Genomic DNA, 15,796 nt, shown 5'->3' on the forward strand with positions numbered 1-15,796 from the left:
ACTGTTCCTAATAAAAGGAGCAGTTTTTTTTTATGAAAATGAAAAAAGATCAATAATAAGTGGAAATATGCAAAAGCCTTTAAAATTAAGGAGAAAGAACTTAGATTTCAAGAAATGATTAAATGAAAATATGGTTCATTTTTACAAACAGTTTAAGTAAAGAAGGGGGAATATTTCATTGAAAATAAGATAAAAAGAATACTATAAGTGTAATGTGATTGTGATATAACAGTTTTGTGTTGAAACAGTTGTAAATATTCAGTTTTTATACTAAACTTATATCAAGAAGGAAAGGAATAAAGAAGAGCAATAAAAAAACTACATTATGAACTTTCTGAACACCACTGATAATATAGAACATAAATTAAATAGGATATAAATTTTTCTTAATGAAAAGAAAAAATAACTATAGAATAAAAAAATTCAGGAGGTGCGTTGATGTTTGAAAGTTTAATTGGCTCGATTAAAAATATGGTACTTTCATTAAATGGATTGTTATGGGGTAAACTTATAACTGTAAATGTTGGAGAAACAATAGTGGAGCTTAGTCTTTTGGTAGTTATTCTCATACCAGTGGGATTATACTTTACACTAAGAACAAGATTTCTTCCATTTAGAATGTTTCCAGAGATGATAAAATGTGTTTTGGAACCTAAAAGTTCTACAAATAAAGATTCGATATCTGGACTGCAAGCTTTGTTCATAGCTACAGCTTCAAGAGTAGGAATGGGAAACTTGGCAGGGGTAGTAGCAGCAATATCCTTCGGTGGACCAGGAGCAATATTCTGGATGTGGCTGGCAGCCTTGATAGGTGCTTCAAGCGCATTTATAGAATCAACTCTGGCTCAGATATATAAAGAAAAAGATCCATTGTATGGAGGGTTCAGAGGTGGACCTGCATATTTCATGGATAGAATGAGAATAATAACTTGGGTAAAAGAGGAAGATGAGTTTGTTGATAATATAAAAGGTACTTCAAAATATATATCAGCAGATGGAAAAAAATATTACACTAGAGGAACTAGATTCAGACTTTTAGGAGTATTATTCGCACTTTCTGGATTACTATGCTGGGCAGGAATAAGTCAGGTTATTGCTAACTCAGTAAGTCAATCATTTGCAAATGCTTTCAACTTTCCACCACTATATACAACAATAGCTTTAGTAGTTATATCAGGAATAGTGTTATTCAAAAATGCAGGAATAGTAGATGTACTTAATAAAGTAGTTCCAGCAATGGCAATACTGTATTTCTCAGTAACATTGTTTATAATCATAAAAAATATAGGGCTTTTACCTCAAATGTTTGAAAATATATTTGTACAGGCTTTTGGATTCAGACAGGCAGTAGCAGGAGGATTTGGAGCTATATTGATGCAGGGAGTAAAAAGAGGATTGTTCTCTAATGAGGCAGGTTCAGGATCAGCTCCATGTGCAGCAGCGGCAGCAGATGTTGCTCATCCAGTTAAGCAAGGTTTAATTCAAGCTTTAGGAGTATTTATAGATACATTGTTAATCTGTAGCTGTTCAGCTTTCATAATGCTTCTTGCACCTGAAAGTGTAACAAAAGGATTAATGGGAATGGACCTTTTACAAGCAGCAATGAATCACCATATAGGACAGGCAGGAGTAATATTTATAGCAGTGATACTGTTCCTATTCAGCTTCAGTACTTTCCTTGGAATAATGTTCTATGCAAGAGGAAATGTAGCTTATGTCTTTGGAGATAACTGGAAATCACAGAACGCATACAAAATATTTGCACTTGGAATGCTTTATGCAGGAGGAATGGCCCAATATACATTTGTATGGGAACTGGGAGATTTAGGAGTAGGGCTGATGACAGTCTTCAACATGATGGCAATAATACCACTATCAGGACAGGTAATAGAATCATTGAAAGATTACGAACTTAACTTTATGAAGAAAAAAAATGTAAAGAGAGAAATAAAAGAGGAAGCAGTAGAAGTACAGGAAACAATTTAAAACTTAAAAAATAGTTTATAAACAGATGAAATAAAAATATCATATATCGAATGAGGAGGAAAATATTATGGAAAAAAGAAAATTTATGCCGGAGCCTTTTAAAATCAAAATGGTAGAACACATGGGAACTTTAGGTAAAGAAGAAAGAAAAGTTGCAATGAAAGAGGCTGGATATAATACTTTCTTATTAAAATCAGAAGAATGCTACATAGATCTTTTAACTGACTCTGGAACTAACGCAATGAGTGACAGACAGTGGGCTGGACTTATGCTTGGAGATGAGGCATATGCTGGAAGTAGAAACTTCTTCCATTTACAAGATGTAGTAAGAGAATACTTCGGATTCAAATATTTAGTTCCTACACATCAAGGTAGAGGAGCAGAAAACATTTTATCTACTTTAATGATCAAACCAGGAGATTATGTACCAGGAAACATGTATTTTACAACAACTAGATTCCACCAAGAGAGAAATGGTGCTATATTTAGAGACGTTATCATAGATGAAGCTCACAATCCAGCAGCTGATTTACCATTTAAAGGAAATGTAGATATTAAAAAATTCCAAGCATTGATAGATGAAGTTGGAGGAGAAAAAATACCTTATATTTGTCTTGCAGTAACAGTTAACCTAGCTGGAGGACAGCCGGTATCAATGGCTAATATCAAAGCTGTATCTGAATTAGCTCACAAACATGGAATAAAAGTTATGTATGACGCAACTAGATGTGTTGAAAATGCTTACTTTATAAAAGAAAGAGAAGAAGGATATCAAGATAAAACTATAAAAGAAATAGTTCATGAAATGTTCTCATATGGAGATGGATGTACAATGTCTGGTAAGAAAGACTGTATCACTAATATTGGTGGATTCCTATGTATGAATGACCATGATCTATATGTAAAAGCAACTGGAATGGTAGTTCAATTTGAAGGAATGCCTTCATATGGAGGACTAGCAGGAAGAGATATGGAAGCTATGGCTATTGGTATCACAGAATCAGTTCAATATGAATATATCAGTTATAGAGTAAATCAAATCAGATATCTTGGAGAGAAATTAGAAGCAGCAGGAGTTCCAATGGTAAAACCATTTGGAGGACATGCAATATTCGTAGATGCAAGAGCATTCTTGGATCACTTAACTCAAGATGAATTCCCAGCTCAATCATTGGCAGCAGCACTATATGAAACTTCTGGAGTAAGAACAATGGAAAGAGGAATCATATCAGCAGGAAGAGACGTTGTAACTGGAAAAGATCATCACCCTAAACTAGAAACAATAAGATTGACTATACCTAGAAGAGTATATACATATGCACACTTAGATTTCGTAGCTGACGCAGTTATCGATCTATATAACAGAAGAAAAGATATCAGTGGATTGAAATGGGATTATGAGCCAAAAGTATTGAGATTCTTTACTGGAACATTTAAAACTATTAACCCTGAATTAATAAAAGGATACTAATAGATAACCCTATATAAGACAAAAAAGAGAGAGCTGAAAGGCTCTCTCTTTAGTATTTAAAAATCACAATGAATTAAAATATCTTTCATAATTTCTACACCCTCTTCTAATTCTTCTAAAGAAGGAGAAATAAAACTCAACCTTATTTTACCAGAAGATCGTTTATCATGATAAAAAATATTTCCTGGGAGGATAGATACCCCCCTTAATTTGCATTTATGATAAAATTTTTCTTCATTAATATAGTCAGCCAGCTGTATCCAGATGAAAAATCCCCCTTTAGATTTATTCAGTATAGTAATATGGGGAACTTCTGCCAGCAATTCAAGTATTTTATGATGTTTAGCTTTAAATATCTTTTTTAGATTTTTTACATGATTATCAAGATATTTATCAGCTATGAAATACTCTAATACTTTTTGGTTCAGTCCAGAAGTACTATGATCAAGGCTGTATTTAGTCAAAATAGCTTTCTGCATGATGGCAGGAGGCAGAATCATATATGCAAGTCCAATACCAGGCATAAGAAGTTTTGAATAAGTTTTGATATATATAACTTTTTCATTTCCAGTTTGATCTAAAACTTTTAGAGGCTCCACTCTCTTAGTATAATAAAATTCAGAGAAGCAGTCATCCTCAATAATGTAAAAATTATACTCATGAGCCAGTTTTAAAAGTTTTTTCTTCTTTTCTTCTGACCAGCTTATGCCAGTAGGATTTTGAAAGTTAGGCATGATATATACAAAATGGATTCTTTCCTTTTTTAATGCTTTTTCAAATTCTACTAAATTCCATCCATCATTCTTTAAATCAAAAGTTTTGATGTTGCACATATCTTTTAATAAATTCAGTGCATTGGGATATGTAGGGCTTGAAATAGCAACAGTTTTTAAAGAAGTACCCCCAAAAGTTTTTAATATAATAACTAGAGACTGCTGAGTTCCTGAAGTTATCATTATATCGTTTTTACTGACAAATATATCCTTTTCTTCTAAATAGTCAGCCAGAAGGATACGAAGGCTTTCCAGTCCCTGTACATCTTGGTATCCTAACAGGGAAGCTCCATGATTTTTTAAAGATTTTTCTATGAGAGTTTGATAAATTTCCTGTGGGAAATAATCATTAGGAGGGCTGCCATTGGAAAAATTTATCCCCTCTGTATTAGTCTGTCCAAAATGAAAACTTTCCATTATAGGGATTATTTCTTCACTGATAGAAAAATTAGAATGTTCTTTTATAAAAAATCCCTTTCCTTTTTCAGAAAAGATATATCCGTCTCTTTCAAGCATTTTAAAAACTTTTAATACAGTATTAATATTTGTATTGTATTTTATTCCAACCTGTCTGATTGAATAAAATTTAGAATTGGGAGCATTCTTTTTTATTATTTCTGATTTGAGATTTTCATATAACTGTATATAATAACTTACATCAACATTAGTATTTTTAGTCATTACTTTCTCCCTTTAGTAAAAAAAATATAGAATCTTAAACAGAACAAAATTAATCATATAATAAATTATATGATTTTTTTAATAAAAAAGCAATTAATATATAATAAAAAACCAGTAATAAAGATAATAAATGAGATGAAAATATAAAATATATTTAAAGGATAAAAAAAGATGTTTGCTGTTACTATTTATGATATAATATAGAAAATTAAGAATAAAGGAGAGAAAAGAGATGCTGTTTTATGAAGATTTTGTAAAAAGTATAAATTCAAAAAGTAATATAGAAATGAAAGGAATAGAAAAATTTTCTGTAGAGATTAAAAGAATAGTTTCAGGAGTAGGAATAGGAATTCCATTAATATTAGCAGGACTTTTTCAAGGATATTTGGCAATAATAGAGAACGTGAAAGTTATACCAATAGTATTTGCAGTAGCTTTTTTATTTTTGGGAATAAGACAATTAAAAAATACTTTTTCCTATAAAGTGGCAGTAGATACTGAGAAGAGAATACTAATAGGAGAAAAATTAATTCAGCCATTAGCTGATATAGAAAGCTGTACATTGACAGAAAGAAAAATTGGAAAGAACCTTCAAGTAGTTTTGGATATTATAACATTAGATAGAAAACAAATAATTATACCTCTATATATGAAAAATAAAGAGAGATTTGTCTTGGTTATGAGATCTCTTTTGGAAGAGAAATTTTTTATAAAAAAGTAAAAAAAATATTTGACATAAAATGCAGATTATGGTATTATAATTCTTGTCTGCGGGAATAGCTCAGTTGGTAGAGCGTCAGCCTTCCAAGCTGAATGTCGCGAGTTCGACCCTCGTTTCCCGCTCCAGACGCGCCATTAGCTCAGTTGGTAGAGCATCTGACTCTTAATCAGGCGGCCACAGGTTCAAATCCTGTATGACGCACCATAAGAGATGCCCCGTTCGTTCAGTGGTAAGGACATCAGATTTTCACTCTGGCAACAGGGGTTCGATTCCCCTACGGGGTACCACCATAGGTCGCATAGCTCAGTTGGGAGAGCACCTGCCTTACAAGCAGGGGGTCATAGGTTCAAGTCCTATTGTGACCACCAATTTAATAACAATAGTGGGGGTGTAGCTCAGTTGGTTAGAGCGCCTGCCTGTCACGCAGGAGGTCGCGAGTTCGACCCTCGTCACTCCCGCCATTATTATATACGCCGCTTTAGCTCATCTGGTAGAGCAACTGACTTGTAATCAGTAGGTGATTGGTTCGATTCCGATAAGCGGCACCAGCAAAACTAAATAGATATGCGAGGATGGCGGAATTGGCAGACGCGCTAGACTTAGGATCTAGTGTCCCAGACGTGAGAGTTCAAGTCTCTCTCTTCGCACCATAATTTAGCAAATTACATCATGTAAAATAGATTTTATATTTAAGAAGTTTTCTTGAATTGAAATCTATTTTTTTTATTAAAAAATAAAAATTATTTATAAAATGATATTTAGAGAGAAGTGGATATTTTTGAGAAATTATAGATGAAAAGAAGAATATTTATAGACTAAAAAACAAAAAAGCCCCAGAAGAGCCCCTTTGTTTGTAGTAGTAATTTTTAAATTAAGAAAGGTTAAAAAAATTATATGAATATAAGATAATGATATTATAACACAAATAATTTGAAAATCAAATATTTTTTAAAAAAATATATAAAAATAAATTCTCGATGGAAAAGATATTTTTTTATTTGTAAAGTAAATTAATAAGATTTAAAAAAGAAGAGAATATTTTCAAAAAATATAAAATAAAATTACGAAAGAGAGAATTTAATCTTGATATTTCTTTTTAAATATAGTATTATATTAAGGTCTATCTTTAATAAAAATATCTTTATGATCAGTATTTAAATTAAAAAATAAAGATGAAAAAGGAAAGTTTTAAAATAGATTTTCTATTAGGATAGTCTCTTGGTGGCAGGTCTATTTTTTATTTCTTAAATAATAAAAAGGAAAATGATATAAAGACAGAATAAATTAAAATAAAAGATTTTTACATTATTGCACATGGGTGTTATAATAAGTTAGGAATATTGAACAGTTTGAATAAAACTTGGGGGAAGTTATGAAAAAAATTATATTATTTTTTATATTAGCATTAAATTTTTCTGGTTTTGCAGAAAATCAGGAAATAATAGAAGGTGGCATAGTAAAATATGATAACCATAGTCATGTAGTAGGAATATTTGCCAGCAGAGATGAAGCTGTTCAAATATTCAAAGACAGAGTGGAATATTTTGCAAAAGAATATGAAATTGTTAAAAGTGAAAAGTTTACAGATGAAAATGGTGAGGGGAAAATAACTATACTGATTCATAGAGAAAAGAAAGATCTTCAGTGCTTTGTGATGCTGGAAGGAAATAAGATTATATACGGAAATATGATTTCAGAAGGAGATTGTGCAATAATAAAAAAATATTTAAATTAAAAAAAGTCTGATTATTTTAATCGGACTTTTTTTAATTAGCATCATTTATATAAAATAATTATTATTGAATGCTGTCATATTCTTTTAAGAAGCCATTAAGTTTCTTCTTAATACGTTGAATGCTGTTATCTACTGATTTTGGATCTCTTCCAGTTTTTTTAGCTATTTCAGTATAAGTCATTTCAGAAAGCATGTATTCAAATATTTCATTTTCCATTTTACTCAGGTTATTTTTTAAATATTGATTCAAAAGTCTAAATCTTTCTTTGCTGAGGTATATTTCTTCTGGGTTATAAAAATTAAAAGATTTAGTTTCATAAGCTATATTTGAGTTATCTTCAGTTTCAGGGCTGTACATGGCCATATTTAATATTTTATTCTTACCAGAATTAGAACTTTTAATAGCTGTTATTATTTGACGTTTTATACATAAAATAGCAAAAGTAGTAAAAGACGCATTTTTATTTTCATCATATGCATTTATTGCTTTTAAAAGACCTATCATAGCCTCTTGAAGAACATCTTCTTTATCTCCACCATAGAAAAAGTAATTTTTTGTTTTTAATTGAAGAATGCTTTTGAACGAAGAGAATATTTCTTGAATAGCACTTTCGTTACCGGCTTTAGCATTTTTTATTGTTTGTGAATTTATCATTTTTACCTCCTTGAAAATAAAAGTAAATTTATTTTTTAGAAACTAAGATAAATTATTATTCTAAATTGTTAAAATAAAATCTATATAATATTTCTTTATAGGATTATTATAACAATAAAATGTAATGATAACAAATTGAAAATTTCTATAAAAAAGAAAAAACTACATAAAATTGTTTTGAAAATAATAATTGGTGAGCCTTAGAGATGAGCAAACAAAAAATATTAATTTTGTCTTTTTTTTCGTTTCTAAACATCATGAATATATTATGAACCAAGTATACTTAAAAATAATTTCTAAAAAGTCAAAAAAATATAAAATTACAAAAATAAAAATAAAATAAGATGATAAAATACACCTGTTATTTAATTTGAGAAGGAAATTTTAAAAATAAAAAAACTTTTCTCCAAAATAAAACAAAGAAAAGTTTTTGTAATATTAATTATAAAATTTGATGAGGCATATTTCAGAAGAACTTCCTATTCTTATAGGTGGCCCCCAAGTTCCGTATCCTGATGAAACGAGAATATTACTGTCAGAGATTTTTTTAAGTCCATAATCTATCAGGAAAATTCTTTTTGTAAAAAGATTTCCCGGAAAAAACTGGCCTTTATGTGTATGTCCAGAAACTTGTAAATCAATTTTGTTCTCTACAGTTTCTTCAATAGTATCAGGAGTATGCTGTATGAGGATAACAGGTTTATCTGAATAATCCCCAATGATATCTTTGAGAGGTTTCTTTGAAAAATTATCTCTTCCAGCTATGTATAATTTATCATTTACTAATACTTTTTCATCTCTTAGGACAATTACTCCCTCTTCTCTTAAAGTTGCAGTAAGAAGAGCAGCTTTCTTTCCATAGATATCATGATTTCCCAATGCAAAATATACCCCATATTTAGTTTTTATATCACTTAATTCCTTTAACATATTCTTTTCTAAAACAGGTTCTAAATTCATATCAATAAGATCACCTGCTATTAAAACAATATCAGGATTAAGAGAATTTATAATATTTTTCATCTTTAAAAAAGAGGAATTTCCGTTTATATAGCCAAGATGAATATCAGATACTAAAACAATATTAAGAGGTTCCAGATCATAATTTTTATCTAGTTTGATGTCGTATTTTTACAATGGTATGGTGTTTAAAGAAAGTTCCAGCTAATAAAATAATAGGAACTAGAATCAAGGATATTTTATAGAGATTTAAATTTAATTTATATCTAAAAATCATAGTTATTACAGAGGCAAAAATAAATAAAATAGAAGCATATATTAAAAATGCTAAATAATAATAAATGATATAAGATACAAATTTATTTACCGAATAAGAAAAATGGGAACCAAAAAATCTATACAGATAAAATAGAAACGCTAGAGATAAAAACAGTAAAAGGAAAAAAATTTTTTTATCATTTGGAACCACATATTTTAAAGTTTTTCTTATGACGAAAAAATTAAGTAAAAAGAAAAATGTAGAAAATACTAAAAAAAAGTAATTCATTATCATCTCCCGTTATAAAGTATTTTTTATATTATAAATTATAATCTAAATATATCAAAGAAAAAAATATAAAAGAGTACTAAGAAAGTTGGTGAAAAAGGAAATAGAAATTTGTGTTTAGAAACAGAGCTTTTTTATAAAAAGAAATATTTATATAAAAAATACGCTGGATTTTATACTGATTTCTTATTATAATATATGGATAAAGTTTTAATAAAAAAGGAGAGTAGAAATGCTGATAAATAGAAAAGAAAAATTAATCATAGGCTCTTCAGTTTGTATTATTGGGTTAGGTATACTTCTATATGTATCTAAAGAAAAGATAATGGAAAAACTATCAAACAGCCCAAGCCTAGTGATGACATACAAAGAAAGTCAAAGTAAGAAATTAAAAAAAGAAATAGAGAAAAAAATTAATGATAAAAATTTTAATTCAATAATGAATAGATTATCAATGGAAAAATTAGAAATATTAAAGGAAAGTTTAGAATTTCCTGAAGTAGTAGATGCATTAAATACAAAAGATAATAGTAAATATAATTCAGATAGATATTTTTCCCCAGATGTAACACAGGAAGAAGCAGTAAAAATTGCAAATATAAGTAAAGGATTTGGAGAAATAGAAGTTCTTTCAGTAGAATTTAAAAATTATCTATCAGAAAAATATCCTAATTTTAATTATAATGAAATAAATAAAAATGAAAATAAGATACCTGATGTTTTGAAAATAAAAGATAAAGTCTTAAAATTGTTTCCAGACAAAGAAATAGCAGATATTATAAAAACTTTAAATGGAGAGCAGTTAAATAAGATAAATAATATAATAGCTGGTAATGCTGAAGTAGTTTCTCTTATGGAATTTAAAGAGGAAGATATAAATAATTTTAAAAAATATGAAGAAGATTTTTTTAATTCGAGACTTATCTTGGATGATATGAAAAAAGCAGTGGCTACAAGTAAAGGAATTGATGAAATAACTCTTGTATCTCCAAAATTAAAAGAGATTGTAGATCAGCATTTAAAAAATATAGATTATAAAAAAATGTCATCTTTTGGAGAATTTTATCTTTTAGATAAAAATAGCGATATAGAGCTTGAAAAACAATACAGAGAAAAATATTATACTTTTGAGACTCCTTTTATAAAATTGAATCCATATGGAAGAACACCATTGTCTGCAATAGTAAAAATAGAAAATGAAGCTGTTGGAAAAGATATAACAATAACAATAGAGGGAAAAGAAAACAGCCCAGATTATACCTATAAAACAAAAGTAAAAGCTAATGGAGAAATTCCTATAATTGGATTATATCCTAAAGCTGTAAATAAAGTATCTTTGAAAATGAATAATAATGGAATGCTAAAAACTAAAAATATTGTAATAGAAACATCATTGATTGATGACAGCCTTCCAGCAGTTGTAATAGAGAAAAAAGTAGATGGAAGCATAGAACATGGAATGAATCTTGTATCTTTTAATACAAAAGATGAGTCTCTTCCATTCATATTTGACTCAAATGCAAATATCAGATATCTTTTAATAGTTTCTCCAGTTATTAAAAAATCTCTTCTTGATAGAAATGAGAGAGGAAACTGGGAAGCAGTAGATGATAATCTCATTTTTGAATTTGACATTCTTGGAAAAATAGTAAATATTCAAGATAATAACAGAATAAAACTAGATGAAAACTGGAAAAATGGGGTGCTGTTTAGAAATAATCAATATCTTCCAAAGAAGAATAATATTCTTATAGTTTATGGATTTAGTGATAAAGCTTATCCTAGCGGAGTTTTTTCTGAGATAGGAAAAGACAGTGGAAATGAGCTTTTTAAAGCAAGACTTTACTATGATAAAAATAGTTTTGAAGATAACAGTATACTATCAGGAAAAAGAATAGAGCTTTTTCAAGAATAAAGGGAGATAAAAAATGGAACAAGAAAAAAGTACAACGTTAAAATTAATATATACAGTATTATTAGGAATAATATTTTTATTGTGCAGATACTTCTTCATTTTTGAAATAGGGATACCTATTTATTCTTTAGGGGTATTTACATTTATTATTGTAGGATTATATATTACTGATAATATGGAATTTAAAAGATATTACTACAGCAACAAAAGATTTGTAATTATATTAATACTGAATTTTGTGGCATTCTTTATATGGTTTATTGATATATGGGATTTCTCAATAATTCCATTCATGCTTATTTTTACAGCATCTCAAATATTAATAAGTACAATAATAAGTATAATTACTTTTGAGATAAAAAAAGTAACTACTTATGGAAATGGAGAGATGAAAAAAAGAATAGTGGAAAGTCTTTCTAAGTTTTCAGAGTATGAGTATATAGATGAGTGTAAAAGAGATGGATCACTTTCAGACTTCATAAATAACAATGGAATATCTATTTTGATACTTACTAAATTGAAGCTTACAAAAGATGAGATAAAAGAAGTATTGGACTTGAAGCTTTCTGGTATAGAGGTAAAGAGCTATTCAGATTATATGCTTGAAAATGAAGAAAAAATAGATGTAGAATTTATAGATGAAGAGTGGCTTCTTCAAGCATATGGATTTAAAATTCTTCACAGTCAGGTGCAAAACAGAGTAAAAAAAGTATTTGATCTGGGAATGGCAGTGGCTATTGGTCTGGTAACTCTTCCAATAATGGCAGTAGCAGCAGTTATAGTAAGACTGGAAAGTCCGGGACCTATTATTTACAGTCAGGATAGAGTTGGAGAGAATGGAAAAGAGTTTAAAGTACATAAATTTAGAAGCATGAGAAATGATGCTGAAAAAGATGGAGCAAAATGGGCACAGCAAAATGACCCAAGAGTTACAAAATTTGGAAATATAATGAGAAAAACAAGAATAGATGAACTTCCTCAGCTTCTTAATGTCATAAAAGGAGAGATGAGTTTTATTGGACCTAGACCTGAAAGAATGGTTTTCATAAAGGAACTTGAAAAGCAGATACCATATTATAATTTGAGACATATGGTAAAACCGGGATTAACTGGCTGGGCGCAGGTAATGTATCCCTATGGTGCAAGTGTGGAAGATGCCAGAAGAAAACTGGAATATGATCTTTACTATATAAAACATCACAGTCTTTATTTAGATATAGTAATTATGCTTCTTACATTGAAGACAGTAATTTTTGGAAAAGGAAGATAATATGATTACAATTTTTACACCTTCATACAATAGAAAAGATACACTTCCAAGACTCTATGAAAGTCTTAAAAGACAGACTGTAAAAGAATTTCAGTGGATAGTAGTAGATGATGGTTCTGAAGATGGAACAGGAAAGATTATGGCTGATTATATAAATGAAGGAGCTATGGATATCATTTATGAATATCAGAAAAACAGTGGAAAGATGAGAGCTGTCAATCGAGGAGTGCAGTTAGCACAGAGAGAATATTTTTTCATAGTAGACAGTGATGACTATATTACTGATACTTGTGTAGAAACTATTCTAAAAGAGGCTAAGGAGCTTCCTGAGAATCTTGGAGGAATGATATTTCGAAAGATAGATATGGCAAGTGGAAAAGTTACAGGGAAGCCTTACCCAGAATACAGGATAGATTCTTCTCCTATAGAAATAGTTTATAAATTAGGAATAGATGGAGATAAAGCAGAGGTTTTCAAAACAGACATTCTTAAAAAAAATCCATTTAAGGAATTTGAAGGAGAAAAATTTATTCCAGAAGCTACTGTATGGGTCAAAATAGGAGAAGAGTACAAAATGAGATATATAGATGAAGGAATATATTTCTTTGAGTATCTGGAAGATGGATATACTAAAAACTTTAATTCTCTTATGAAAAGAAATCCAAAGGGCTTTGAATTTTATTATAAAGAGATGCTGAAATATAATATACCATTTACTAATAAAATAAAGTTTATAATAAGGCTTGTCCAAAGTAAATACTATAAACTTACAGGAGGAAATAAATGAAAATACTTCATGTAATAACCTCTTTAGAACTGGGAGGAGCAGAGAAACTTCTCACAGAACTGCTTCCAGCTCAAAAAAAACTGGGTCATGATATTGAACTCATGATATTGAGTGACATAAATGCAGTATTTAAAAAAGATTTAGAAGAGAAAGGGATAGAAATATATGTATCTAAATATAATTCTAAAAAATCTCCACTGAATATTTTTGAAATAAATAAAAAAATAAAGGCAGGAAATTATGATATAGTACATGTACACTTGGTTCATGCTCAATACTGGACTAGAATGGCAAGACTGCTTGATAATAACAAAAATAGAAAATATCTAACAACAGAGCATAGTACTTCCAACAGAAGAAGAAGCAACAAAATTTTAGGAATGATAGATAAATTTATTTTTAATGGATATGATGAAATAGTGAGTATATCTCATGCTACAGAAAACAGCCTTTATGACTGGATAGGAGGAGAAAAGGAAAAGTATGCAGTTATTCCCAATGGAATAGATTTAAGTATATTTGAAAATTCTATTCCTATTCCTAGAGATGAGATTGGAGTAGAAGAGGGAGATATAATTTTAATGATGGTTTCAAGATTTCATCAGTCAAAGAATCAAAAAGGAGCAGCTGAAGCTTTGGAATATCTTCCTGAAAAGTATAAAATGATATTTGTTGGAGATGGAGTTTTAGAAGAAGATGTAAAGAAGCATGTGAAAGAAAAAAAACTGGAATCGCGAGTGAAATTTTTAGGAAAGAGAAAGGATATTCCTAAACTTTTAAAAACAGCAGATATGATTATTCAGTTTTCGTTTTTTGAAGGATTTGGTATGACTGCTGTAGAAGGAATGGCAACTGGGAGGCCTGTAATAGCAAGTAATGTACCTGGACTGGCTGATGTAGTAGAAGGAGGAGGGATTATATGTCCAAACGATTCTAAAGAATTAGCCAAAATAATATTGAGTTTAGAAGATAAAAAATTATACAATCATACGGCTGAGATGTGCTTAGAGAAAAGCAAAAAATACAGCATAGAAAATAGTGCAGAAGAATATATAAAACTATATAACAAAATTGGGGAGAGATAAAATGATGGTATATTTTATAATATTAGGGATTCTAGGCATAGGCAGTTTGATTGATATATTAATTTTAAATGAAAGAGTAAAAAAAGTATTGTATATTCTTTCAATAGTAATGCTGGTTGTATTCTTTGGAACAAGAGGTTATCTAGGTTATGACTGGTATTCATATAAACCTAACTTTGATAAAGCAGATAATATTTTCCAAGTACTTTCTGGAAACTATCAGAGCATATTTCATTCAGGATATGAAGCTGGATTTCAATTATATTCAAGTATAATAAAGACTTTTTCATCTAATTATTTAGTTTTTAATTTTGTAAATACAGCTACTGATTTTCTTTTGATATATTTTATTTTTAAGAGATACTCTAAATATCCAATATTTGTATTGTTCCTATATTTTGGAATACACGGAATAGCTCTGGAAATAGATATGATGAGAAATATAAAGAGTATACTGCTGTTTTTATGTTCAATAGAGTATATTGAAGATAGAAAACCAATAGTATTTATTGCTTTAAATATGCTGGGAATGATGTTCCACAGCAGCTCTATAATATATTTCCCAATGTATTTTATACTGAATATAAAATGGAACAGAAAATTTATACTGGGGCTTTTTATTTTAGGAAATATTTACTATATTTCAAATGTCAGATTGATAATCAATGGAGTGAGAATGTTTGGAAGCTACCTTCCAGGAGGAATAGGGCAGAAAATAGCTGGATATCTTTCAATAATACCAGGGGACTTTCCATTGGGATTTTCATTTTTCTATGCTGAAAGAATAGTAATATTTTTATTGGTATACTTTGCAGGTTACCAACTGATGAGCAAAAGATATGGGAATATATTTTTAAACAGTACATATATATCTGTATTTATGTTTTTGTATACTTCTGAACTTTCAGTTATATCATTGAGATTTGGAATACTTTTTGTTTATTCTTACTGGTTTGTAATACCTATGCTCATAGAAAAAGCTATGGCTCCTGCTGTAAAAATAGGAATTGTTGCTGTAGCTGCCCTTATATGCTGTTTCAGAATAAATAATCAGTTAAACTTTGTAGGAAATAAAGATATCTATATCTATGAAAATATATTTTTGAAACATAGAAGTGCTGCTGAGAAATGGCAGAAAATAGAGGATGCAGCAAAATATAAAGATGAAGGACATGGAAAAGAAATATCACTGCTATTTTAAGATTACTAA

12 protein-coding genes and 7 tRNA genes are annotated in these 15,796 nt (G+C 29.3%); 16 read left to right on the top strand and 3 right to left on the bottom strand.

Annotation, left to right across the window (positions count from 1 at the left end):
• Positions 1-438 precede the first annotated feature (438 nt).
• Both C4N20_RS11345 and C4N20_RS11350 read left to right on the top strand, forming a co-directional pair.
• Positions 439-1,986: an alanine/glycine:cation symporter family protein gene (locus C4N20_RS11345; RefSeq protein ID WP_106878587.1), complete on the top strand. Its 1,548-nt coding sequence runs from the start codon at positions 439-441 to the stop codon at positions 1,984-1,986.
• Between the two features lie 67 nt (positions 1,987-2,053).
• Positions 2,054-3,457, top strand: coding sequence for a tyrosine phenol-lyase (locus tag C4N20_RS11350; protein WP_005976437.1), 1,404 nt, complete (start codon positions 2,054-2,056; stop codon positions 3,455-3,457).
• Positions 3,458-3,513: 56 nt separating this feature from the next.
• On the opposite strand, the gene C4N20_RS11355 is transcribed toward C4N20_RS11350, so the two are convergent.
• Complete coding sequence (locus C4N20_RS11355; RefSeq protein WP_005976439.1) at positions 3,514-4,911, bottom strand: aminotransferase-like domain-containing protein; 1,398 nt, start codon at positions 4,909-4,911, stop codon at positions 3,514-3,516.
• A gap of 232 nt (positions 4,912-5,143) precedes the next feature.
• Between C4N20_RS11355 and C4N20_RS11360 the strand changes: the two genes are divergently transcribed.
• The 9 genes from C4N20_RS11360 (at position 5,144) to C4N20_RS11400 (ending at position 7,367) form a co-directional block, all read left to right on the top strand.
• The gene (locus C4N20_RS11360) at positions 5,144-5,632 is read left to right on the top strand and encodes a hypothetical protein (protein ID WP_005976441.1); all 489 of its coding nucleotides are present in this window, start codon (positions 5,144-5,146) and stop codon (positions 5,630-5,632) included.
• A gap of 49 nt (positions 5,633-5,681) precedes the next feature.
• Positions 5,682-5,757, top strand: a tRNA-Gly gene (locus tag C4N20_RS11365).
• Positions 5,758-5,760: 3 nt separating this feature from the next.
• Positions 5,761-5,836, top strand: a tRNA-Lys gene (locus C4N20_RS11370).
• Positions 5,837-5,844: 8 nt separating this feature from the next.
• Positions 5,845-5,919, top strand: a tRNA-Glu gene (locus C4N20_RS11375).
• Between the two features lie 5 nt (positions 5,920-5,924).
• Positions 5,925-6,000, top strand: a tRNA-Val gene (locus C4N20_RS11380).
• 16 nt (positions 6,001-6,016) lie between these two features.
• Positions 6,017-6,093: transfer RNA gene (locus C4N20_RS11385), tRNA-Asp, on the top strand.
• Between the two features lie 11 nt (positions 6,094-6,104).
• Positions 6,105-6,180 (top strand) — tRNA-Thr (locus tag C4N20_RS11390).
• A gap of 18 nt (positions 6,181-6,198) precedes the next feature.
• Positions 6,199-6,282 (top strand) — tRNA-Leu (locus tag C4N20_RS11395).
• A 722-nt stretch (positions 6,283-7,004) separates the two neighbouring features.
• Positions 7,005-7,367 carry a hypothetical protein gene (locus tag C4N20_RS11400; RefSeq protein ID WP_005976443.1) on the top strand — a complete coding sequence of 121 codons (363 nt, stop codon included), beginning with the start codon at positions 7,005-7,007 and terminating at the stop codon, positions 7,365-7,367.
• 61 nt (positions 7,368-7,428) lie between these two features.
• Here the strand turns inward: C4N20_RS11400 and C4N20_RS11405 are convergent, their stop codons facing one another.
• Entirely contained in the window at positions 7,429-8,022 is a 594-nt protein-coding gene (locus tag C4N20_RS11405; RefSeq protein WP_005976445.1) for a sigma-70 family RNA polymerase sigma factor, read from the bottom strand.
• A 438-nt stretch (positions 8,023-8,460) separates the two neighbouring features.
• Positions 8,461-9,144: a metallophosphoesterase gene (locus tag C4N20_RS16740; protein ID WP_315968827.1), complete on the bottom strand. Its 684-nt coding sequence runs from the start codon at positions 9,142-9,144 to the stop codon at positions 8,461-8,463.
• A gap of 617 nt (positions 9,145-9,761) precedes the next feature.
• On the opposite strand from C4N20_RS16740, the gene C4N20_RS11415 reads away from it, so the two are divergent.
• Genes C4N20_RS11415 through C4N20_RS11435 form a run of 5 tightly spaced genes read left to right on the top strand, consistent with a single transcriptional unit; the run spans position 9,762 to position 15,787 of the window.
• Positions 9,762-11,444: an aryl-sulfate sulfotransferase gene (locus tag C4N20_RS11415; protein ID WP_005976451.1), complete on the top strand. Its 1,683-nt coding sequence runs from the start codon at positions 9,762-9,764 to the stop codon at positions 11,442-11,444.
• A 13-nt stretch (positions 11,445-11,457) separates the two neighbouring features.
• Positions 11,458-12,714 (top strand): exopolysaccharide biosynthesis polyprenyl glycosylphosphotransferase, encoded by a 1,257-nt coding sequence (locus tag C4N20_RS11420; RefSeq protein ID WP_005976453.1) that lies wholly within the window; start codon positions 11,458-11,460, stop codon positions 12,712-12,714.
• A gap of 1 nt (position 12,715) precedes the next feature.
• Positions 12,716-13,501, top strand: coding sequence for a glycosyltransferase family A protein (locus C4N20_RS11425; RefSeq protein ID WP_005976455.1), 786 nt, complete (start codon positions 12,716-12,718; stop codon positions 13,499-13,501).
• The gene (locus tag C4N20_RS11430) at positions 13,498-14,586 is read left to right on the top strand and encodes a glycosyltransferase (RefSeq protein WP_005976457.1); all 1,089 of its coding nucleotides are present in this window, start codon (positions 13,498-13,500) and stop codon (positions 14,584-14,586) included. Before C4N20_RS11425 ends, C4N20_RS11430 begins: the two co-directional genes overlap by 4 nt.
• Position 14,587: 1 nt before the next feature.
• Entirely contained in the window at positions 14,588-15,787 is a 1,200-nt protein-coding gene (locus C4N20_RS11435) for an EpsG family protein (protein ID WP_005976459.1), read from the top strand.
• Positions 15,788-15,796: the final 9 nt, after the last annotated feature.

The organism is Fusobacterium ulcerans (genome assembly GCF_003019675.1).
Taxonomy (GTDB): domain Bacteria; phylum Fusobacteriota; class Fusobacteriia; order Fusobacteriales; family Fusobacteriaceae; genus Fusobacterium_A; species Fusobacterium_A ulcerans.

Coding starts and splice junctions, on each gene's coding strand:
- C4N20_RS11405 (WP_005976445.1), bottom strand. CDS start 8,022: ATGATAAATTCACAAACAATAAAAAATGCTAAAGCCGGTAACGAAAGT.
- C4N20_RS11345 (WP_106878587.1), top strand. CDS start 439: ATGTTTGAAAGTTTAATTGGCTCGATTAAAAATATGGTACTTTCATTA.
- C4N20_RS11415 (WP_005976451.1), top strand. CDS start 9,762: ATGCTGATAAATAGAAAAGAAAAATTAATCATAGGCTCTTCAGTTTGT.
- C4N20_RS11400 (WP_005976443.1), top strand. CDS start 7,005: ATGAAAAAAATTATATTATTTTTTATATTAGCATTAAATTTTTCTGGT.
- C4N20_RS11360 (WP_005976441.1), top strand. CDS start 5,144: ATGCTGTTTTATGAAGATTTTGTAAAAAGTATAAATTCAAAAAGTAAT.
- C4N20_RS11430 (WP_005976457.1), top strand. CDS start 13,498: ATGAAAATACTTCATGTAATAACCTCTTTAGAACTGGGAGGAGCAGAG.
- C4N20_RS11355 (WP_005976439.1), bottom strand. CDS start 4,911: ATGACTAAAAATACTAATGTTGATGTAAGTTATTATATACAGTTATAT.
- C4N20_RS11435 (WP_005976459.1), top strand. CDS start 14,588: ATGATGGTATATTTTATAATATTAGGGATTCTAGGCATAGGCAGTTTG.
- C4N20_RS11420 (WP_005976453.1), top strand. CDS start 11,458: ATGGAACAAGAAAAAAGTACAACGTTAAAATTAATATATACAGTATTA.
- C4N20_RS11425 (WP_005976455.1), top strand. CDS start 12,716: ATGATTACAATTTTTACACCTTCATACAATAGAAAAGATACACTTCCA.
- C4N20_RS11350 (WP_005976437.1), top strand. CDS start 2,054: ATGGAAAAAAGAAAATTTATGCCGGAGCCTTTTAAAATCAAAATGGTA.